General features: G+C 59.8%; 17 protein-coding genes. 9 read left to right on the top strand and 8 right to left on the bottom strand.

Features of this window, described 5'->3' with window-relative positions; all coding sequences use genetic code 11:
- Window positions 1-182: 182 nt before the first annotated feature.
- Both ACM110_RS11580 and ACM110_RS11575 read right to left on the bottom strand, forming a co-directional pair.
- A complete protein-coding gene (locus tag ACM110_RS11580; RefSeq protein WP_338584676.1) occupies window positions 183-1,808 on the bottom strand; it encodes an ABC transporter substrate-binding protein in 1,626 nt (541 codons plus the stop codon).
- Window positions 1,809-2,285: 477 nt separating this feature from the next.
- A complete protein-coding gene (locus tag ACM110_RS11575) occupies window positions 2,286-3,005 on the bottom strand; it encodes an SIMPL domain-containing protein (RefSeq protein WP_338584677.1) in 720 nt (239 codons plus the stop codon).
- A gap of 342 nt (window positions 3,006-3,347) precedes the next feature.
- Between ACM110_RS11575 and ACM110_RS11570 the strand changes: the two genes are divergently transcribed.
- From ACM110_RS11570 to ACM110_RS11530, 9 genes are all read left to right on the top strand, one after another.
- Complete coding sequence (locus ACM110_RS11570; RefSeq protein WP_416127870.1) at window positions 3,348-4,610, top strand: ATP-binding protein; 1,263 nt, start codon at window positions 3,348-3,350, stop codon at window positions 4,608-4,610.
- Window positions 4,603-5,163 (top strand): response regulator transcription factor, encoded by a 561-nt coding sequence (locus tag ACM110_RS11565; RefSeq protein ID WP_150703605.1) that lies wholly within the window; start codon window positions 4,603-4,605, stop codon window positions 5,161-5,163. Before ACM110_RS11570 ends, ACM110_RS11565 begins: the two co-directional genes overlap by 8 nt.
- Window positions 5,164-5,260: 97 nt before the next feature.
- Window positions 5,261-6,988: an ABC transporter ATP-binding protein/permease gene (locus ACM110_RS11560; RefSeq protein ID WP_416127869.1), complete on the top strand. Its 1,728-nt coding sequence runs from the start codon at window positions 5,261-5,263 to the stop codon at window positions 6,986-6,988.
- Between the two features lie 181 nt (window positions 6,989-7,169).
- Window positions 7,170-7,919 (top strand): FadR/GntR family transcriptional regulator, encoded by a 750-nt coding sequence (locus ACM110_RS11555; protein ID WP_338584681.1) that lies wholly within the window; start codon window positions 7,170-7,172, stop codon window positions 7,917-7,919.
- A gap of 392 nt (window positions 7,920-8,311) precedes the next feature.
- Window positions 8,312-9,223, top strand: a complete 912-nt coding sequence (gene kdgD, locus ACM110_RS11550; RefSeq protein ID WP_416127868.1) for a 5-dehydro-4-deoxyglucarate dehydratase — start codon at window positions 8,312-8,314, stop codon at window positions 9,221-9,223.
- A gap of 61 nt (window positions 9,224-9,284) precedes the next feature.
- Window positions 9,285-10,727: an aldehyde dehydrogenase family protein gene (locus ACM110_RS11545; RefSeq protein ID WP_416127867.1), complete on the top strand. Its 1,443-nt coding sequence runs from the start codon at window positions 9,285-9,287 to the stop codon at window positions 10,725-10,727.
- 151 nt (window positions 10,728-10,878) lie between these two features.
- Window positions 10,879-12,249 (top strand): MFS transporter, encoded by a 1,371-nt coding sequence (locus ACM110_RS11540; protein WP_416127866.1) that lies wholly within the window; start codon window positions 10,879-10,881, stop codon window positions 12,247-12,249.
- A gap of 11 nt (window positions 12,250-12,260) precedes the next feature.
- Window positions 12,261-13,814: a galactarate dehydratase gene (gene garD, locus ACM110_RS11535; protein ID WP_416127865.1), complete on the top strand. Its 1,554-nt coding sequence runs from the start codon at window positions 12,261-12,263 to the stop codon at window positions 13,812-13,814.
- A gap of 186 nt (window positions 13,815-14,000) precedes the next feature.
- On the top strand, window positions 14,001-14,942 hold the full coding sequence (locus tag ACM110_RS11530) for an AEC family transporter (RefSeq protein WP_416127864.1): 942 nt from the start codon (window positions 14,001-14,003) through the stop codon (window positions 14,940-14,942).
- A gap of 94 nt (window positions 14,943-15,036) precedes the next feature.
- Here ACM110_RS11530 and ACM110_RS11525 read toward each other — a convergent pair whose 3' ends face one another.
- The 6 genes from ACM110_RS11525 to gatC form a co-directional block, all read right to left on the bottom strand.
- Window positions 15,037-15,417, bottom strand: coding sequence for a carboxymuconolactone decarboxylase family protein (locus ACM110_RS11525; protein WP_416127863.1), 381 nt, complete (start codon window positions 15,415-15,417; stop codon window positions 15,037-15,039).
- Window positions 15,414-16,475 (bottom strand): calcium/sodium antiporter, encoded by a 1,062-nt coding sequence (locus tag ACM110_RS11520; protein ID WP_416127862.1) that lies wholly within the window; start codon window positions 16,473-16,475, stop codon window positions 15,414-15,416. The genes ACM110_RS11525 and ACM110_RS11520 overlap by 4 nt, the downstream gene beginning before the upstream one ends.
- A gap of 50 nt (window positions 16,476-16,525) precedes the next feature.
- Window positions 16,526-16,897, bottom strand: coding sequence for a septal ring lytic transglycosylase RlpA family protein (locus tag ACM110_RS11515; RefSeq protein WP_416127861.1), 372 nt, complete (start codon window positions 16,895-16,897; stop codon window positions 16,526-16,528).
- Between the two features lie 149 nt (window positions 16,898-17,046).
- Window positions 17,047-18,492 carry an Asp-tRNA(Asn)/Glu-tRNA(Gln) amidotransferase subunit GatB gene (gatB, locus tag ACM110_RS11510; protein ID WP_338584693.1) on the bottom strand — a complete coding sequence of 482 codons (1,446 nt, stop codon included), beginning with the start codon at window positions 18,490-18,492 and terminating at the stop codon, window positions 17,047-17,049.
- A 10-nt stretch (window positions 18,493-18,502) separates the two neighbouring features.
- Window positions 18,503-19,954, bottom strand: a complete 1,452-nt coding sequence (gene gatA, locus ACM110_RS11505; protein ID WP_416127860.1) for an Asp-tRNA(Asn)/Glu-tRNA(Gln) amidotransferase subunit GatA — start codon at window positions 19,952-19,954, stop codon at window positions 18,503-18,505.
- A 16-nt stretch (window positions 19,955-19,970) separates the two neighbouring features.
- Window positions 19,971-20,258, bottom strand: coding sequence for an Asp-tRNA(Asn)/Glu-tRNA(Gln) amidotransferase subunit GatC (gene gatC / locus ACM110_RS11500; RefSeq protein ID WP_007976465.1), 288 nt, complete (start codon window positions 20,256-20,258; stop codon window positions 19,971-19,973).
- Window positions 20,259-20,463: the final 205 nt, after the last annotated feature.

The following is a 20,463-nucleotide window of genomic DNA, read 5'->3' as shown; positions in this document are numbered from 1 at the left end:
GGATCCCGACGGTATAATCCGTGGGTCCGGCAGTACATGCGAAGAGCCTTACAGACTCGTAGGAAAAGACGACACGTCCTAACGGACTGCTGTAGTCAGCAGACGATTTGGATGTAGGCGAATTCCTGCTTTCTCGGTCGATAAAGTAACGGCGACGTCCAGGACGTCGCCGTTACCCGATCTTATTTGCTGACGCTGACGCCGTAGAAGGAGTTCAAGCCAAACGGGCTGATCTTGAAGTCCTGCACTTCGGCACGCATGGGTTGGAACACCGTCGAGTGAGCGATAGGTGTGTATGGAGCAGCGTCTTTGAGGACGTGTTGCGCCTGCTTGTACAGTTCGGTGCGCTTGGCCTGGTCAGAGGTACGCTTGGCTTCCTTGACGATGCCATCAAACTTCGGATCGCACCATTTGGAGAAGTTGTTGCCGCTCAGCGAGTCGCAACCGAACAGCACGTTCAGCCAGTTGTCCGGATCACCATTGTCGCCGCTCCAGCCAATCAGCATTGCTTGCTGTTCGCCGCCTTTGGCGCGTTTGATGTACTCGCCCCATTCGTAGCTCTGGATTTTGACGTTCAGGCCGATCTTCTTCCAGTCGGACTGCAGCATCTCAGCCATCAGCTTGGCGTTCGGGTTGTACGGACGTTGTACCGGCATCGCCCACAGAACGATTTCGGTACCCTCTTTGACGCCAGCTTCCTTGAGTAGCGCCTTGGCTTTTTCAGGATCGTATTTGGCGTCCTTGATCGTGGTGTCGTAGGACCATTGGGTCGGCGGCATGGCGTTGACAGCCAGTTGGCCTGCGCCCTGATAGACCGATTCGATGATCTGTGGCTTGTTGACCGCCATATCCAGCGCTTGACGCACTTTCAGATCGGCCAGCGGGTTTGGAACGGTTTGACCCTTGAGCTGCGGCATCACGTTGTAGGCGATGTAACCCAGGTTGAAGCCGGCCTGGTCAGGCAGCTTCAGGGCCTTGTCTTCGCGCAGCGCCTTCAGGTCGGCCGGGCGAGGGAACAGAGTGATCTGGCACTCGCCCTTTTTCAGCTTCTGGATACGTACCGACGGGTCGGTGGTGATGGCGAAGATCAGGTTGTCGATCTTCACGTCATCAGGCTTCCAGTAGTCCTTGTTCCCGGTGTAGCGGATGTTGGAGTCTTTCTGGTAGCTCTTGAACACGAACGGACCAGTGCCGATCGGCTTCTGGTTGATGTCGGCAGCCTTGCCTTCCTTGAGCAGCTGGGCAGCGTACTCGGCGGACTGGACGGAGGCGAAGCTCATGGCCATGTTCTGGATGAACGCGGCATCAACTTCTTTCAGAGTGAACTTGACGGTCTTGTCGTCGACTTTATCGATCTTGGTGATGTTGGTGTCCATCCCCATGTCGGTGAAGTACGGGAATTCGGTCGGGTACGCTTTGCGGAACGGGTCATCCTTGTTAATCATGCGATTAAAGGTGAACAGCACGTCGTCGGCGTTGAAATCACGAGTCGGCTTGAAGTACGGGGTGGTGTGGAACTTGACACCGTCACGCAGGTGGAAGGTGTACGTCAGGCCGTCATCGGAGACGTCCCAGCTGGTCGCCAGGCCAGGAATAACGGCGGTGCCGCCGCGCTCGAACTGAGTCAGGCGGTTGAACATGGTTTCTGCAGAGGCGTCGAAGTCGGTTCCGGTGGTGTATTGACCTGGATCGAAACCGGCCGGGCTCCCTTCGGAGCAGAACACCAGATTGGTCGCAGCTTGAGCGAACGGTGCGGCGGCTAACAAGCTAGCGCCGACTAAAAACGGAATGACCGCTTGTTTAAGCATGGTGGCCTCATGATTTGTTGTCATTTTTTAATTTTGAGGACGACCTCGTGAGTCGTGCCTGCGGATACTTATGCAGGGGGCATACCCAATGCAAGATCTTGAGCGACTACAGGTCTTAAACGGTGGCACGAACGTACCTTAATGTCGCATATGTATAATTTTTGACGCATTTGACCGTTTGCGCGGCGTTTTTGCAGTGCAATAGTCGCACTTTTATGGTGCGTTAAAGCGTCGGTCTGCTCGCGCGTGGGGCGGGGTGTTACCTATTTATACCCCGTCCTGTGGGGGTGGGTAGGGGTTAAATGGGAGTGGTTATTGTTGCACTCGTTTTGGTCGAAGGTCGGCAGTTGTACCAAGTGCAACTGATGTCGTTTTTCAGGGGTATTCCTGTCCGTTTCCAGAATCAGCATAGACGTAGTTTGCAAAAAAAAAGGCGACCACCGGAGTGATCGCCTTTTTTCGCCTGCGGGTTACCGATTAAGGCATCAGCACTTCAATCGAACCGTCAGCCGTCATGCTGACCTGGCTGGTACCGGCTTCCACTTCCGGGGTCACCGGGGCAGCACCGTCCATGCTCGCAGCTTTCATCATCATCGGCGCGCGCATGTAGGGCTGCGGGTAGCCGTTGCTGTTGAAGTTCAGATTGACGATTTTGTAGCCTTTGCCACCCAGTGCGTCGGTCGCCAATTGTGCGCGGGCCTTGAAGGCGGTCACGGCATCCTTGAGCAGGGTGTCTTCACTGGCCTTGCGGGTTGGCGTGGCAATGGCGAAGTCCATGCCGCCCATCTTCAGGTCGGTGAGCAGTTCGCCGGTCAGCTTCGACAGTGCGGCGAAATCGGTGCTTTCCAGGCGCAACTCGGCGCGTTCACGCCAGCCAGTGATTTTCTGGCCCTTGGCGTCGTAGATCGGGTAGCTGTTGCGGCTGCCCTGGCGCAGGGTGATGTCCTTGACTTGCTTGGCCTGGGCCAGCGCCTTGTTCATGGTGGTGCTGACGTCGGCGGCGAGTTTGGCCGGGTCGGTGTTTTGCTCTTCGGTGTACAGGGTCACGATCATCAGGTCGCGAGCCACTTCCTGGCTGACTTCGGCGCGCAGGGAAATCTGGTTGTAATGAAGCTCGTCGGCAGCCAGGGCCGGAAGGCTGGCGACGGTGCCAACGCTCAGGGCGAGAAGGGCGGCGCTGCGGCGGAATGTGTGCATGAAAGCTCCTAAGGTGGTGCGCAGGTTTTTGTCCGAGCCTGCGTGAAACCATCAGACTCTAGCTTTAATGATCCGGTTCGCACAGTTACAACTTCTATACAGATCGATTGAAGGTGGCTGCTTCGCAGCCAATCGCGGGCAAGCCTTGCTCCTACAGTTCTGATTCGGTCAAAGGATTGATGCACGACACGGGTCTGTAGGAGCAAGGCTTGCCCGCGATGGCGGCCACATAGGCGCAGCAAACCTTCCTTGGCATGTGGTCGTTTGCCGCACTTTCGCTTCTGAAGGCGCCGCTTGGTTATACTCCCTGCGATCCGCCTGGAGCGCTCATCAGGAGAGCTCATGCTCGCCCCCGTTCAAATCACTTCCGCCACTCGCCAGAACCTTTGGCGGCTGACGTTCATCCGTACTTTGGTGCTGGCCGCCCAAGCCGGTTCCGTGGGCCTGGCGTATTGGCTCGAATTGCTGCCGCTGCCCTGGTTCCAACTGGCCGCGACCCTCGGTTGTTCGATGCTGCTGTGCGCATTTACGGCAATTCGCCTGCGCACTTCGTGGCCGGTCACCGAGCTTGAATACGCCGTGCAACTGGCCTGTGATCTGTTTATACACAGTGCCTTGCTGTATTTCTCCGGCGGTTCGACCAACCCCTTCGTCTCTTATTACCTGGTGCCGCTGACCATCGCCGCCGTGACATTGCCGTGGCGATACTCGGTGATCCTGTCGGGCATCGCGCTGACGATGTACACCTTGCTGCTGGCGCGCTTCTATCCGCTGCAAACCTTCCCGATCGCCCGAGAAAACCTGCAGGTGTACGGGATGTGGTTGAGCTTCGCCCTCGCGGCGGCGGTGATCACTTTCTTCGCCGCGCGCATGGCTGAAGAGCTGCGCCGTCAGGAAGAGTTGCGCGCCATCCGCCGCGAAGAAGGCCTGCGCGATCAGCAATTGCTGGCCGTGGCCACGCAAGCAGCAGGCGCCGCCCATGAACTGGGCACGCCGCTGGCAACCATGAGCGTGCTGCTCAAGGAGATGCGTCAGGACCATCACGACCCGATGTTGCAGGACGACCTGAGCGTGCTGCAGGATCAGGTCAAGCTGTGCAAAGAGACGTTGCAGCAACTGGTGCGCGCCGCCGAGGCCAATCGCCGGTTGGCGGTGGAGATGCAGGACGTCACCGACTGGCTCGACGAAGCGCTCAATCGCTGGCACTTGATGCGCCCGGAAGCCAGTTACCGCTTCCAGCGCCTCGGCCAGGGCACGGTGCCGCGCATGGCACCGCCGCCGGACCTGACCCAGGCGTTGCTAAATTTGCTGAACAACGCAGCGGATGCCTGTCCCGAAGGGCTGCAAGTGACCCTGGACTGGAATGCCGAAGATTTGACCATCAGCATCCGCGACCACGGTGCCGGTGTGCCGCTGGCCATTGCCGAGCAGATCGGCAAGCCGTTTTTTACCACCAAGGGCAAAGGCTTCGGCCTGGGCCTGTTTTTGAGCAAGGCCAGCGTGACACGCGCCGGCGGCTCAGTGAAACTCTACAGTCATGAAGAAGGCGGCACGCTCACCGAGCTGCGCCTGCCTCACGGCGCCCGAGGAGACGAACATGAGTGACGAAATCCAAGTCGAAGGCGAAGAACTGCCGCATTTGCTGCTGGTCGATGACGACGCGACCTTTACCCGCGTGATGGCCCGCGCCATGGCTCGCCGTGGTTTCCGTGTGAGCACGGCCGGTTCCGCCGAAGAAGGCCTCGCGCTGGCTCAGGCTGACCTGCCGGACTACGCCGCGCTGGACCTGAAAATGGACGGCGACTCGGGCCTGGTGCTGCTGCCCAAGTTGCTGGAAATGGACCCGGAAATGCGCGTGGTAATCCTCACCGGTTATTCGAGTATTGCCACCGCCGTCGAAGCCATCAAGCGTGGCGCCTGCAACTACCTGTGCAAACCGGCCGACGCCGACGACGTATTGGCCGCGCTGCTGTCCGAGCACGCCGACCTCGACAGCCTGGTGCCGGAAAACCCGATGTCCGTGGACCGCTTGCAGTGGGAACACATCCAGCGCGTGCTGACCGAGCACGAAGGCAACATCTCCGCCACTGCCCGTGCCCTGGGCATGCACCGCCGCACGCTGCAGCGCAAACTGCAGAAACGCCCCGTTCGCCGCTGAACCTGCGCTGAACGAATGCGGGCCGCTCCTCGCGACAAACCGGACCGATCATCTATGATCGGTTCGTGCGTGTACTTTTCTCTATCGAGCCTTATCCATGAATCAGAACGCTGAGTATTCCGCGGTCAACGATGCTGTGCGCGGGCAGTTTTTTCGCAAAGTGTGGGCGATGATCACGCCATATTGGCAGAGTGAAGAGAAGGTCAAGGCCTGGACGCTGTTGATCGCGGTGATTGCGCTGTCGCTGATCAGCGTGGGGATCTCGGTGTGGTTCAACACCTGGTACAAGGACTTCTACAACGCGCTGCAACAGAAAGACGAAGCTGCTTTCTGGCGGCTGATTCTGTACTTCTGCGCGATTGCGGCGGTGGCGATTGTCGGCGCGGTGTATCGCCTCTACCTCACTCAGATGTTGACGATTCGCTGGCGGGCCTGGCTCACCGAAAAGCATTTTTCCCGTTGGCTCAGCGACAAGAATTACTACAAGCTGGAGCAGGGCGGCTACACCGATAACCCGGACCAGCGGATTTCCGAAGACCTCAACAACTTCACCTCCAACACCCTCGAACTGGGTATCGGGCTGCTGCGCAATATCGTCAGCCTGGTGTCTTTCTCGATCATTCTGTGGGGCGTATCGGGCAGTATCGAAGTCTTCGGCATCACCATTCCCGGCTACATGTTCTGGTGCGTGCTGGTTTACGCGGTGGTCGGTAGCTGGTTGACGCATTTGATTGGTCGTCGCTTGATCGGTTTGAACAATCAACAACAACGCTTCGAAGCCGACCTGCGTTTCTCCATGGTGCGGATTCGCGAGAACGCCGAAAGCATCGCGCTGTACAACGGCGAACCGAACGAAAACCGCCGGTTGAGCGGCCGCTTCGGGATGGTCTGGCATAACTTCTGGGACATCATGAAGGTGTCCAAGCGCCTGACGTTCTTCACGGCCGGTTACAGCCAGGCGGCCATTATCTTCCCGTTCATCGTGGCTGCGCCGCGTTACCTCTCGGGCAAGATCGAGCTCGGCGAGTTGATGCAAATCAGCTCGGCGTTCGGCAACGTGCAGGAAAGTTTCAGCTGGTTTATCAGTGCCTATCAAAGCCTCGCTTCATGGCGTGCCACCTGCGATCGTCTGCTCAGCTTCCGTCAGGCCATGACCGACAACGAGGAGCGCGCACCGGCCATCGACGTGCAGAACACGGGCGCGGCCTTGAAGATGCACAACCTTGGCCTGGATCTCGCTGACGGCCGTCACTTGCTGACCAATGCCGACATGACCGTGGAGGAGGGCGAGCGCGTGATGCTCAGCGGTCGTTCCGGTAGCGGCAAGTCGACGCTGTTGCGGGCGATGGGGCACTTGTGGCCCGCAGGCCACGGCAGCATTCGCCTGCCGGCGGCGCGGTATCTGTTCCTGCCACAAAAGCCATATCTGCCGATCGGCACGTTGCGTGAGGCGCTGAGTTATCCACAGGCCGGCGATACTTATCCGAACGAGCGTTACGCACACGTACTGGAAACCTGCCGCTTGCCGCATCTGGTCGGACGTCTCGACGAAGCCAACCACTGGCAGCGCATGCTCTCGCCGGGTGAGCAGCAACGCCTGGCCTTTGCCCGTGCGCTGCTGTATGCACCGCAATGGCTGTACATGGACGAAGCGACGTCGGCGATGGACGAAGAGGATGAGGCGTCGCTGTATCAGGCGCTGATCGACGAGTTGCCGGGGTTGAGCATTGTCAGTGTCGGCCATCGCAGCAGTCTCAAGCGCTTCCATCCACGGCATGTACGGATCGAGAACGGCCATTTGGTGGACCAGACTGTGACTGCATAAACACCATGCCCCTGTAGGAGCAAAGCTTGCTCGCGATGGCCATCATGCGGTTTTCGATCTGGGACCGCGTTATCGTTCATCGCGAGCAAGCTTTGCTCCTACAAGGGTGGTGGTGATCGTACAACCGTGTTGCGCTATGATGCGGTTTCAGCAGCCGAATTTTTCGAGACAGATGTCCACCATGGAAAACCTGAACGACGCACCACGCCTACCTCGCAAGCGCCGCAGCCTCGCTCAGGAACTGGTGACGGTGCTGTCCGAGCAGATCCGCGACGGTCACCTCAAGCGCGGCGACAAGTTGCCCACCGAGTCGGCGATCATGGATGCCCATGGCGTCAGCCGCACGGTAGTGCGCGAAGCGATCTCCCGTTTGCAGGCGGCGGGGCAGGTGGAAACCCGCCACGGCATCGGCACCTTCGTGCTGGATACACCGAGCCCGAGCGGTTTCCGTATCGACCCGGCAACCGTCGTCACCTTGCGTGACGTGCTGGCGATTCTGGAATTGCGCATCAGCCTCGAAGTGGAATCCGCCGGCCTTGCCGCGCAACGTCGCAGTTCCGAGCAGTTGGCGTTGATGCGTGCGGCGCTGGATGCACTGAACGAAAGCGTCTCCCACGCCAGCGATGCCGTGGCGTCGGACTTCCAGTTCCACCTGCAGATTGCGTTGTCGACCGGCAACCGCTACTTCACCGACATCATGACTCACCTGGGCACCAGCATCATTCCGCGCACACGCCTCAACTCCGCGCGGCTGGCCCATGACGATCAGCAGCACTACATGAATCGCCTGAGCCGAGAGCACGAAGAAATCTACGACGCCATCGCCCGCCAGGATTCCGATGCGGCACGCGCAGCCATGCGCCTGCATTTGACCAACAGCCGCGAGCGGTTGCGTCATGCCCATGAAGAGGCAGAGGCACAGCGGGGGTAAGCAACTGCCCCCATCGTCTGAGCTACCGCCATCGCGAGCAAGCTCGCTCCCGCAGTGTCTTGTGTCGATCACAAAATTTAGATCAGCACCCGGACCCTGTGGGAGCGAGCTTGCTCGCGATAGGGCCGTAAGCCATAAAACAAATCTGCAGTTATCCCAAATCTTCCGACAACGTATCTCTCAAATGACCGTTTATCACGGCGCTCGCAACTCTCCTCCCTCCGCTGAAACCCGCTAAAAATCTGATTCACAGCCTTTCTTGTCGAACAATTTTCACCCATGGCGATGAAATGCAGTTGACGGTTGTATTTTAAGTTGTACGATGACCTACAACTTCAGCGCAGGCTGAACAGTCATTTCACACAAACGTCGCAACTCAGGGTGTTCGAATAATGAATCCACAAGAACTGAAGTCCATCCTCTCTTCCGGTCTGCTGTCTTTCCCGGTTACCGATTTCAATGCACAGGGCGATTTCAACCGCGCTGGCTACATCAAACGTCTCGAATGGCTGGCCCCATACGGCGCCTCGGCTCTGTTCGCCGCAGGCGGCACCGGTGAGTTCTTCTCTCTGGCGGCCAGCGAATATTCGGAAATCATCAAGACTGCCGTCGACACTTGCGCCACCAGCGTGCCAATCCTGGCCGGCGTGGGCGGTTCGACCCGTCAAGCCATCGAGTACGCACAGGAAGCCGAACGTCTGGGCGCCAAAGGCCTGTTGCTGCTGCCGCACTACCTGACCGAAGCCAGCCAGGACGGCGTTGCCGCCCACGTTGAAGCCGTGTGCAAATCGGTCAACATCGGCGTCGTGGTCTACAACCGTAACGTCTGCCGCCTGAACGCGCCGCTGCTGGAACGTCTGGCCGAGCGCTGCCCGAACCTGATCGGCTACAAGGATGGCCTGGGCGATATCGAGTTGATGGTGTCGATCCGTCGCCGCCTCGGTGATCGCTTCAGTTACCTGGGCGGCTTGCCGACCGCCGAAGTCTACGCCGCTGCCTACAAGGCGCTGGGCGTGCCGGTTTACTCTTCGGCGGTGTTCAACTTCATCCCGAAAACCGCGATGGACTTCTACCACGCGATCGCTCGTGAAGATCACGCCACCGTCGGCAAGATCATCGACGACTTCTTCCTGCCGTACCTGGACATCCGCAACCGCAAGTCTGGCTATGCCGTGAGCATCGTCAAGGCCGGGGCAAAAATTGCCGGCTATGACGCAGGCCCTGTGCGGGCACCGCTGACCGATCTGACCGGCGAAGAGTACGAAATGCTCGCCGCGCTGATCGACAAGCAGGGTGCGCAGTAACACATCCGTTTAAGTAAGGCCGCTGAGCAATCAGCGGCCTTTTGCGTGAGGAGATCTCAAAGTGGCAGATGCAAAGCGTTTCGATAACTACATCAATGGTGAATGGGTTGCCGGTGGCGATTACTCGGCCAACATCAACCCGTCCGAGCTGAGCGACACCATCGGCGACTACGCCAAGGCTGACCTGGCTCAAGTCAACGCCGCCATCGATGCTGCCCGTGCCGCGTTCCCGGCGTGGTCCACTTCCGGCATTCAGGCGCGTCATGATTCGCTGGATAAAGTCGGCACTGAAATCCTCGCCCGTCGCGAAGAACTCGGCACCCTGCTGGCTCGCGAAGAGGGCAAGACCCTGCCCGAAGCGATCGGCGAAGTGACCCGCGCCGGCAACATCTTCAAGTTCTTCGCCGGTGAATGCCTGCGCCTGTCCGGTGACTATCTGCCGTCGGTGCGTCCGGGCGTCAACGTCGAAGTTACTCGCGAAGCCTTGGGCGTGGTGGGTCTGATCACCCCGTGGAACTTCCCGATTGCCATTCCTTCGTGGAAAATCGCCCCGGCCCTGGCCTACGGCAACTGCGTCGTGCTCAAGCCTGCTGACCTGGTGCCGGGTTGCGCCTGGGCGCTGGCGGAAATCATCTCCCGCGCAGGCTTCCCGGCCGGCGTGTTCAACCTGGTGATGGGCAGCGGTCGTGTGGTTGGCGATGCGTTGGTCCACAGCCCGAAAGTCGACGGCATCAGCTTCACCGGTTCCGTGGGTGTTGGTCGCCAGATCGCCGTGAGCTGCGTGTCGCGCCAGGCCAAAGTTCAGTTGGAAATGGGCGGCAAGAACCCGCAGGTCATTCTCGACGACGCCGACCTCAAGCAAGCGGTCGAGTTGTCGGTACAGAGCGCGTTCTACTCCACCGGCCAGCGTTGCACGGCGTCGAGCCGCTTCATCGTCACCGCCGGCATCCACGACAAGTTCGTCGAAGCCATGGCCGAGCGCATGAAGTCGATCAAGGTCGGTCACGCGCTGAAAGCCGGCACCGACATCGGTCCGGTGGTTTCCCAGGCCCAGCTTGAACAGGACATGAAGTACATCGACATCGGCCAGTCCGAAGGTGCACGTCTGGTCAGCGGCGGTGGTCTGGTGACCTGCGACACCGAGGGTTATTTCCTCGCGCCAACCCTGTTTGCCGACAGCGAAGCGTCGATGCGTATCAGTCAGGAAGAGATCTTTGGCCCAGTGGCCAACATCGTCCGCGTTGCCGATTACGAAGCTGCCCTGGCCATGGCCAACGACACCGAATTCGGTCTGTCGGCGGGCATCGCCACCACGTCCTTGAAGTACGCCAACCACTTCAAGCGCCACTCCCAGGCCGGGATGGTGATGGTCAACCTGCCGACCGCCGGCGTGGATTACCACGTTCCGTTCGGTGGCCGTAAAGGTTCATCCTATGGATCACGTGAGCAAGGTCGCTATGCGCAAGAGTTCTACACGGTCGTAAAAACCTCCTACATCGGCTGATTCACCGCAATACCCCTGTAGGAGCTGCCGAAGGCTGCGATCTTTGCTTTTAAAGATCAAAAGATCGCAGCCTCGTTTCACTCGACAGCTCCTACAGGGAATATCCAAAGATTCACCCGCGCATAAAAATAATTTGTGGGAGTACATCTACATGCAATCGACCCAGAAGCCGACTCACGTCCGCTATTTGATCCTGCTCATGCTGTTTCTGGTGACCACGATCAACTACGCCGACCGGGCTACCATCGCAATCGCCGGCTCCAGCCTGCAAAAAGACCTCGGCATTGATGCCGTTACCCTCGGCTATATCTTCTCCGCATTCGGTTGGGCCTACGTGGCCGGGCAAATTCCCGGTGGCTGGCTGCTGGACCGTTTCGGTTCGAAAAAAATCTACGCACTGAGCATCTTCACCTGGTCGCTGTTCACCGTCCTGCAGGGCTATGTCGGCGAGTTCGGCATGTCCACGGCCGTGGTTGCGCTGTTCATGCTGCGCTTCCTGGTGGGCCTGGCCGAAGCGCCGTCCTTCCCCGGCAACGCGCGTATCGTGGCGGCCTGGTTCCCGACCGCTGAACGCGGCACCGCGTCGGCGATCTTCAACTCGGCGCAATACTTTGCCACCGTGTTGTTCGCACCGCTGATGGGCTGGATCGTCTACAGCTTCGGCTGGCAGCACGTGTTCATCGTCATGGGCGTGATCGGCATCATCTTCTCCGGCATCTGGCTGAAAGTGATCTACAGCCCGCGCCAGCACCCGATGATCAACGATGCCGAGTTCAAACACATCGCCGACAACGGCGGCATGGTCGACATGGACCAGGACAAGGGCAAAGGCAAAAAAGCCGACGGCCCGAAGTGGGACTACATTCGTCAGCTGCTGACCAACCGCATGATGCTCGGCGTGTACCTGGGCCAATACTGCATCAACGGCATCACCTACTTCTTCCTGACCTGGTTCCCGGTGTACCTGGTGCAAGAACGCGGCATGACCATCCTGAAGGCCGGTTTCATCGCCTCGTTGCCGGCGATCTGCGGCTTCATTGGTGGTGTGCTGGGCGGGGTAATCTCCGACTACCTGCTGCGCAAAGGCCATTCACTGACCTTCGCCCGCAAGGCGCCGATCATCGCCGGCCTGTTGGTTTCCAGCAGCATCGTGGCCTGTAACTACGTGGATGTTGAATGGATGGTCGTCGGCTTCATGGCCCTCGCATTCTTCGGCAAAGGCGTGGGCGCACTGGGCTGGGCTGTTGTGTCCGACACCTCGCCGAAGCAGATCGCCGGTCTGAGCGGTGGCTTGTTCAACACCTTCGGTAACATCGCTTCGATCACCACCCCGATCGTGATCGGCTACATCATCAGCTCCACCGGTTCGTTCAAATGGGCGTTGGTATTCGTCGGTTGCAACGCACTGGTCGCGGTGTTCAGCTATCTGGTCATCGTTGGTCCGATCAAGCGTGTGGTGCTCAAAGAGCCACCGGTCAACGGTCCTGAAACCAACAACAAATTGTCTCAAGCGCATTCCTGAGGAGCGGCGTCATGCAGTTGATTGAACATTCCGACTCGCCGCGCTACATCCGCCTGCACGAGCGGGACAACGTGGTGATCGTGGTCAATGATCAGGGCGTCCCGGCCGGTACCGAGTTTGCGGATGGCCTGGTCACCGTGGACTTCGTGCCACAAAGCCACAAGGTCACCCTGGAAGACATTCCCGAGGGTGGCCAGGTGATTCGTTACGGCCAGGTCATTGGCTACGCCTTGCAGCCGATTCCACGCGGCAGTTGGGTCAAGGAAGATCAACTGCGCATGCCGACCGCGCCACCGCTGGACAGCCTGCCGCTGTCCACCGAAGTGCCGGCCGCGCCAGCACCGCTGGAAGGCTTCACCTTCGAGGGTTATCGCAACGCCGACGGCACCGTTGGCACGCGCAACATTCTCGGCATCACCACCACCGTGCAGTGCGTGACCGGCGTGCTGGATCACGCGGTCAAGCGCATCAAGGACGAGTTGCTGCCCAAGTACCCGCACGTCGATGACGTGGTGGCGCTGACCCACAGCTACGGCTGTGGCGTGGCGATCACCGCGACTGACGCGTACATCCCGATCCGCACCGTGCGCAATCTGGCGCGCAACCCGAACCTGGGCGGCGAGGCTCTGGTGATCAGTCTGGGCTGCGAGAAATTGCAGGCCGGGCAGGTGATGCATGAGAACGACGCCTCGGTGGACTTGAGTGAGCCATGGCTGTACCGCCTGCAGGATTCCAGTCACGGTTTCACCGAGATGATCGAACAGATCATGGAACTGGCGGAAACCCGTCTGAAGAAGCTCGACCAACGTCGCCGGGAAACCGTGCCGGCGTCCGAGTTGATCCTCGGCATGCAGTGCGGCGGCAGCGATGCGTTCTCCGGCATTACCGCCAACCCGGCGCTGGGCTATGCCTCGGACCTGTTGCTGCGCGCGGGTGCGACGGTGATGTTCTCCGAAGTCACCGAAGTGCGCGACGCGATCTACCTGCTGACTTCCCGGGCGCAAACCAAGGAAGTCGCGCAGGAACTGGTACGGGAAATGGACTGGTACGACCGTTACTTGGCCAAGGGCGAAGCGGATCGCAGCGCCAACACCACGCCGGGCAACAAGAAGGGCGGGTTGTCGAACATTGTCGAGAAGTCGCTGGGTTCGATCGTCAAGTCCGGCAGCAGCGCGATCAGCGGCGTGCTCGGCCCTGGCGAACGGTTCAAGGAAAAAGGCCTGATCTTCTGTGCGACCCCGGCCAGCGACTTTGTCTGCGGCACGTTGCAACTGGCGGCCGGGATGAACCTGCATGTGTTCACCACCGGGCGTGGCACGCCTTACGGTTTGGCCATGGCGCCGGTGGTGAAGGTGTCGACCCGGACCGAACTGGCGCAACGCTGGCCAGACCTGATCGACATCGACGCAGGCCGAATCGCTACCGGGCGCGCTTCCATCGAGGAGCTTGGCTGGGAGTTGTTCCACTACTACCTGGACGTGGCCAGCGGCAAGCAACAGACATGGGCTGAAAAGCACAAGCTGCATAACGACATCACGTTGTTCAACCCGGCGCCGATTACGTAAGACCGCGTTATCGTTCATCGCTGGCAAGCCAGCTCCCACAGAGGGCTTCTTTGTTGCACAAATGGTGTGAACACTGAAGATCACTGTGGGAGCTGGCTTGCCAGCGATGGCGATCTGGCAGGCGCCGAAGTTCTCAGTGGCTTATCATTAGCCACCTAACGACGCCCACCCCAAGGTCCTCCCGGCATGCTGGCAATTTTCCTCGAAACCCTGAACATCACCGCACCGGTGTTCGCCATGCTGTTTCTCGGGGTTTTGCTCAAACGCATCGACTGGATCAACGACAATTTCATCCACACCGCGTCGTCCCTGGTGTTCAACGTCACCATGCCGGCGTTGTTGTTTCTGGGCATTCTGCATGCCGACCTGCACGCCGCGCTGCAACCGGCGCTGCTGATCTATTTCTCCCTCGCGACCCTGGTGTGCTTTGCCATTGCCTGGGGCTGGGCGATCTTCAAGTGCCCGCGCGAAGACCGCGGGATCTACACCCAGGGCGCCTTCCGCGGTAACAACGGGGTGATCGGCCTGGCGCTGGCGGCCAGCATGTACGGCGACTATGGGATTTCCCTCGGGGCGATTCTCGCGGCGCTGGTGATCCTGTTCTACAACACGCTCTCGACCATTGTGCTGGCGGTGTACAGCCCGGTGATCAAGTCCGATCCGTGGAGCATCTGCAAAAGCGTCATGGTCAATCCGTTGATCATCAGCGTGATTGCGGCGGCGCCGTTTGCGTACTTCAAAATCAGCCTGCCGGGATGGCTGGAGACGTCCGGCCAGTATCTGGCGCAAACCACTTTGCCACTGGCGTTGATCTGCATCGGCGGCACGCTGTCGCTGGCGGCGATGCGCAAAAGCGGTTCGATGGCGCTTAGTTCAAGCCTGGTGAAAATGCTCGGCCTGCCGATTCTGGCGACGCTCGGTGCGTGGCTCTGGGGTTTTCGTGGTGCGGAGTTGGGGATTCTGTTTCTGTACTTCGGTAGCCCGACCGCCGCGGCCAGTTTCGTCATGGCTCGCGCGGCCGATGGCAATCATGAACTGGCGGCGGCGATCATCGTGATTACTACGCTGATGGCGGCTGTGACCACCAACATCGGGATCTTTTTATTGCAGTGGGGCGGGTGGATCTGAAAATCAAAAGATCGCAGCCTGCGGCAGCTCCTACAGGAGAGCGCATTCCAATGTAGGAGCTGCCGCAGGCTGCGATCTTTTCAAGACAACGAAATTATTCCGACTTCTGGTAACTATCAATCACTTCCTGCGCCGCCCGAAACGCATCAATCGCCGCCGGTACGCCGGCATACACCGCGCAATGCAGCAACGCCTCGCGAATCTCATCCACGGTGCAGCCATTGTTCAGCGCACCGCGCACATGGCCTTTCAATTCCTGCGGGCACTTCAGTGCGGTCAACGCGGCGAGGGTGATCAGGCTGCGGGTTTTCAGCGGCAGACCTTCACGGTTCCACACAGCGCCCCAAGCATGCTCGTTGACGAAATCCTGCAGCGGCTGGGTGAATTCGGTGGCATTGCCCAGCGCGCGGTCGACGAAGGCGTCGCCCATCACTTGGCGGCGGACTTCAACGCCGGGTTTCTTGTTCTCGGTCATGGCAATTCCCTCTTATGGTGTTGGCGACGCCAGGCGCGCAGCGACGTGAACAGCAAGAACGCCAACAGCGCCGGCAGGACGAAAAACAGCATCAAGTGCTCAAGCTTGCCCGCCAGCGGCATGCCGGTGGTAAACGACACCACGTGCAGGCCGTAAGCCAGGTACAAACCCAAAAACAGCAGGCCTTCGGCGCGCGTCACCCGGTAACCGGAATAGAACACCGGCAGGCACAACGCCGCGACGCCGAGCATCACCGGCAAGTCGAAATCCAGCGCATTGGGCGATACCGATAATGGCGATGGCGCGACCAGCGCGGTCAAACCCAGCACCCCAAGAAGATTGAACAAATTGCTGCCGATCACGTTGCCCACGGCGATTTCCCGTTGACCGCGCAGCGCGGCGATCAATGAGGTGGCGAGCTCCGGCAGCGATGTGCTGACGGCGACAATAGTCAGGCCGATGATTCGCTCGGACAGTCCGAGGTCAGTGGCGACCGCTACCGCCGCTCCCAGCAGTAAATGCCCTGCATAAACCAGCATCGCCAGGCCGACGACGATCATCAGCAGGCTGCTGAACCACGGAGCTTCCCCAGTTTGGTTGTGACTCGATACCGGGCGCACCGAATGTCGCGACTGGCGCAGCAACAACGCCAGATACACCAGCAGCGCCGTCAGCAATATCACGCCGTCGGCGCGGGTCAGTTCTTCATTCCAGGCAAGGACGAACACCAGCAGGCTGGCACCGATCATCAGCGGAATATCCAGCCGCACCAGTTGCCGCGAAACCCGCAGCGGAATGATCAGCGCCGATAACCCGAGCGTGACGAGGATGTTGAAAATGCTGCTGCCGATCACGCTGCCGACGGCGATGTCGGCGTTGTGGGCCAGTGTAGCTTGCAGGCTGACGGCCATTTGCGGCGCGCTGCTGCCGAGGGCGACGATGGTCAGGCCGATGATCAGCGGGCGTACGTGCAGGCGCGCAGCCAGGCGCACCGCGGCGCGCACCATCAATTCGGCGCCGGCAATCAGCAGGAACAGCCCGCTGAGCAATTCGATCACGCTGATCAGGGGTAAGTCGGCTAGTCCGAAAATGGCCAGGGCTCCAGGTGTCAGTCGAGGGCTTGCACGCGTACCCGCGCGGTGCCGCTCTTGAGCATGCCCAAGCGTTCGGCGGCTTCATGGGACAGATCGATCAGACGGCCACGGGTATGCGGCCCGCGGTCGTTGATACGCACCACGCAGGATCTGTCGTTGTTCAGATTGGTGACCTTCACCCGCGTGCCGAACGGCAACTGGCGGTGGGCGGCGGTCATGGAATTCTTGTCGAAACGCTCGCCGCTGGCGGTGCGTTTGCCTTGGTGTTTGGCGCCGTAATACGAGGCGACGCCGGTTTTGTCGTAGCCGTGCGGGTCGACCATGTCGTTGCTGGCGCAACCGGCCAACAGAGAGAGCAGGGCGCAGGCGCCGAGTAGACGTTTCATTCAAGGTTTTCCCGAAACAATTGTGGGAGCGAGCCTGCTCGCGATTGGCATTCTGACAGTCAACTTTGTGTTGAGTGCCGGACCGCTATCGCGAGCAAGCTCGCTCCCACAGGGATTTGAGCCAGGCTTAAAAACTGGCTCCATTCCGGTCAGCCTTCGAGCTTGCTTTTCAGCAGTTCGTTCACTTGTTGCGGGTTGGCCTTGCCTTTGGAGGCTTTCATGGCCTGGCCGACGAAGAAGCCGAACATCTTGCCGCGCTTGGCTTCGTCTGCCGCGCGGTATTGTTCGACCTGCTCGGCGTTGGCCGCGAGCATTTCGTCCAGCACCGCCGAGATCGCGCCGGTGTCGGTCACTTGCTTGAGGCCGCGCTTGTCGATGATCTCGTCCGCGCTGCCTTCACCGTTGGCCATCGCTTCAAACACGACCTTGGCGATTTTGCCGGAGATGGTGTTGTCCTTGATGCGCAACAGCATGCCGCCCAGAAGCTCTGCGGAAACCGGCGACTCTTCGATGTCCAGGCCTTGTTTATTGAGCAGGCTGCCCAACTCGACCATCACCCAGTTCGCCGCCAGTTTGGCGTCGCCGCCGATGCTCGCGACTTTCTCGAAGTAATCGGCTTGCTCACGGCTGGTGGCCAGCACGCTGGCGTCGTAGACCGAAAGACCGAATTGCTCCTGGAAGCGCTCGCGTTTCTGCGGTGGCAGTTCCGGCAGGGTGGCGCGCACGTCGTCGAGGAATGAGTTCTCGATGACCACCGGCAGCAGGTCCGGATCGGGGAAGTAACGGTAGTCGTTGGCTTCCTCTTTGCTGCGCATCGGACGGGTTTCGTCCTTGTTCGGATCGTACAGGCGGGTCTGCTGGATCACCTTGCCGCCGTCTTCGATCAGTTCGATCTGACGCTGGATTTCGCTGTTGATCGCCTTCTCGATGAAGCGGAACGAGTTGACGTTCTTGATCTCGCAGCGAGTGCCGAACTCGACCTGGCCTTTTGGACGGATCGACACGTTGCAGTCGCAACGCAGCGAACCTTCGGCCATGTTGCCGTCGCAGATGCCCAGGTAACGCACCAGCGCATGAACCGCCTTGACGTAGGCCACGGCTTCCTTGGCGCTGCGCATGTCCGGCTCGGAAACGATTTCCAGCAACGGCGTGCCGGCACGGTTCAGGTCGATGCCGCTGGCACCGCTGAACTCTTCGTGCAGGCTCTTGCCGGCGTCTTCTTCGAGGTGCGCGCGGGTGATGCCGACACGTTTGACCGTGCCGTCTTCCAGGGCGATGTCCAGGTGACCCTTGCCGACGATCGGCAATTCCATCTGGCTGATCTGGTAGCCCTTCGGCAGGTCCGGGTAGAAATAGTTTTTACGGGCGAACACGTTGTGCTGGCCGATCTCGGCGTCAATCGCCAGACCGAACATCACCGCCATGCGCACCGCTTCCTGGTTCAGCACCGGCAGCACGCCGGGCATGCCCAGGTCGATCAGGCTGGCCTGGGTGTTCGGCTCGGAACCGAACGTGGTGGAACTACCGGAAAAGATTTTCGACCGGGTGGTGAGCTGGGTGTGAATCTCCAGCCCGATCACGACTTCCCATTGCATGTGTGTCTCCTCAGAAGCCGGTTGGGGTGCGGGTGTGCCAGTCAGTGTTCAACTGATACTGGTGCGCAACGTTGAGCAAGCGGCCTTCCTGGAAATACGGGGCGAGCAGTTGCACGCCCACCGGCAGACCATCGACAAAACCTGCAGGCATGGACAAGCCCGGCAGACCCGCGAGGTTGGCGGTGATGGTGTAGACGTCTTCCAGGTACGCAGCGACCGGGTCGCTGTTCTTGGCGCCGAGCTTCCAGGCCGGGTTCGGCGTGGTTGGGCCGAGGATGATGTCGACCTCATTAAAGGCAGTCATGAAGTCGTTCTTGATCAAGCGACGAATCTTCTGCGCCTTGAGGTAATAGGCATCGTAGTAACCGGCGGACAGCGCATAGGCGCCGACCATGATCCGGCGCTGCACTTCCGGCCCGAAACCTTCGCCACGGGAGCGCTTGTACAGGTCTTCCAGGTTTTTCGGGTCTTCGCAGCGATAGCCGAAGCGCACGCCGTCGAATCGCGACAGGTTCGACGAGGCTTCCGCCGGAGCGATCACGTAATACGCAGGAATCGCGTGCTGCATGTTCGGCAGGCTGATTTCCTTGATCACGGCACCGAGCTTTTCCAGCTCCTTGACGCTGTTGTGGATCAGCTCGGCGATGCGCGGGTCGAGACCGGCGCTGAAATACTCTTTCGGCACGCCGATGCGCAGGCCTTGCAGCGAACCGTTGAGGCTGGCGCTGTAGTCCGGCACGGGCTCATCGATGCTGGTGGAGTCGTTCGGATCGAAGCCGGCCATACCTTGCAACAATATTGCGCAGTCTTCGGCAGTGCGTGCCAACGGACCGCCCTGATCGAGGCTGGAGGCGTAGGCGATCATGCCCCAGCGCGAAACGCGACCGTACGTCGGTTTCAGGCCGGTGAGGTTGGTCAGCGCCGCTGGCTGACGAATGGAACCGCCAGTGTCGGTGCCGGTCGCCGCAGGCAGCAGGCGAGCCGCAACGGCCGCCGCCGAACCGCCGGACGAACCGCCTGGAACGTAATCCAGGTTCCACGGGTTTTTCACCGCTCCGTAGTAGCTCGACTCGTTGGCCGAACCCATGGCGAATTCGTCCATGTTGGTCTTGCCCAGGGTCACGGCCCCGGCAGCGGCCAGCTTGGCGACGACAGTGGCGTCGTACGGTGCTTTGAAGTTGTCGAGCATCTTCGAGCCGCAGCTGGTGCGGATGCCCTGGGTGCAGAACAGGTCTTTGTGGGCGATCGGCGCGCCGAGCAGGGCGCCGCTCTCACCATTGGCTCGGCGTGCGTCGGCGGCTTTCGCCTGCGTCAGCGCCAGGTCTTCGGTGAGGCTGATGAAACTGTTGAGCTGCGGGTCGAGCTGGGCGATGCGCGCCAGCAGGACTTTGGTCAGCTCTTCGGAGGAAAACTTTTTATCGGCGAGTCCGCGGGCGATCTCGGCCAGAGTCAATTGATGCATTGCAGGCTCTTTCCCTTTAGTCGATGACTTTCGGAACCAGGTACAGGCCGTTTTCGACCGCTGGTGCGATGGACTGGTAAGCCTCGCGGTTATTGGTCTCGGTCACGACGTCTGCACGCAGGCGCTGGCTGGCTTCCAGTGGGTGGGCGAGCGGTTCGATACCGTCGGTATTGACCGCCTGCATTTCGTCGACCAGCCCGAGAATGCTGTTGAGGGCCGAAGTGATGTGTGGAAGATCGGCATCATTGAGGCCAAGACAGGCCAGATGAGCGATTTTTTCCACGTCGGAGCGTTCTAGCGCCATTGGGATTCTCCAGTGGAAAACAAAACGGACGGCGTCCGTGTGTTAGATTGTCGGAACACTACCGCACTTCTACGGTCATAAGGCCGCGATTGTGGGGCTTGGTGCACAGAAAAGCGGCCAATTTAACATATTGGCGCCTTGCCCAAAATCCCTGTCGTTGTTAGAGTTTGCCGCACTTTTTTACCCACGCGTTGCCTAGGGTCCC

This window comes from Pseudomonas sp. NFX98, from assembly GCF_047784845.1.
Taxonomy (GTDB): Bacteria; Pseudomonadota; Gammaproteobacteria; order Pseudomonadales; family Pseudomonadaceae; genus Aquipseudomonas.
The sequence above is the reverse complement of the archived record's forward strand: the minus strand, read 5'-3'. Positions and strand labels throughout refer to the sequence as shown.

What these genes read in the sequence shown, in the direction of transcription:
- ACM110_RS11580 (WP_338584676.1), bottom strand. Translation starts at nt 1,808, where the DNA reads ATGCTTAAACAAGCGGTCATTCCGTTTTTAGTCGGCGCTAGCTTGTTA.
- ACM110_RS11575 (WP_338584677.1), bottom strand. Translation starts at nt 3,005, where the DNA reads ATGCACACATTCCGCCGCAGCGCCGCCCTTCTCGCCCTGAGCGTTGGC.
- ACM110_RS11570 (WP_416127870.1), top strand. Translation starts at nt 3,348, where the DNA reads ATGCTCGCCCCCGTTCAAATCACTTCCGCCACTCGCCAGAACCTTTGG.
- ACM110_RS11565 (WP_150703605.1), top strand. Translation starts at nt 4,603, where the DNA reads ATGAGTGACGAAATCCAAGTCGAAGGCGAAGAACTGCCGCATTTGCTG.
- ACM110_RS11560 (WP_416127869.1), top strand. Translation starts at nt 5,261, where the DNA reads ATGAATCAGAACGCTGAGTATTCCGCGGTCAACGATGCTGTGCGCGGG.
- ACM110_RS11555 (WP_338584681.1), top strand. Translation starts at nt 7,170, where the DNA reads ATGGAAAACCTGAACGACGCACCACGCCTACCTCGCAAGCGCCGCAGC.
- kdgD (WP_416127868.1), top strand. Translation starts at nt 8,312, where the DNA reads ATGAATCCACAAGAACTGAAGTCCATCCTCTCTTCCGGTCTGCTGTCT.
- ACM110_RS11540 (WP_416127866.1), top strand. Translation starts at nt 10,879, where the DNA reads ATGCAATCGACCCAGAAGCCGACTCACGTCCGCTATTTGATCCTGCTC.
- garD (WP_416127865.1), top strand. Translation starts at nt 12,261, where the DNA reads ATGCAGTTGATTGAACATTCCGACTCGCCGCGCTACATCCGCCTGCAC.
- ACM110_RS11530 (WP_416127864.1), top strand. Translation starts at nt 14,001, where the DNA reads ATGCTGGCAATTTTCCTCGAAACCCTGAACATCACCGCACCGGTGTTC.
- ACM110_RS11525 (WP_416127863.1), bottom strand. Translation starts at nt 15,417, where the DNA reads ATGACCGAGAACAAGAAACCCGGCGTTGAAGTCCGCCGCCAAGTGATG.
- ACM110_RS11515 (WP_416127861.1), bottom strand. Translation starts at nt 16,897, where the DNA reads ATGAAACGTCTACTCGGCGCCTGCGCCCTGCTCTCTCTGTTGGCCGGT.
- gatB (WP_338584693.1), bottom strand. Translation starts at nt 18,492, where the DNA reads ATGCAATGGGAAGTCGTGATCGGGCTGGAGATTCACACCCAGCTCACC.
- gatA (WP_416127860.1), bottom strand. Translation starts at nt 19,954, where the DNA reads ATGCATCAATTGACTCTGGCCGAGATCGCCCGCGGACTCGCCGATAAA.
- gatC (WP_007976465.1), bottom strand. Translation starts at nt 20,258, where the DNA reads ATGGCGCTAGAACGCTCCGACGTGGAAAAAATCGCTCATCTGGCCTGT.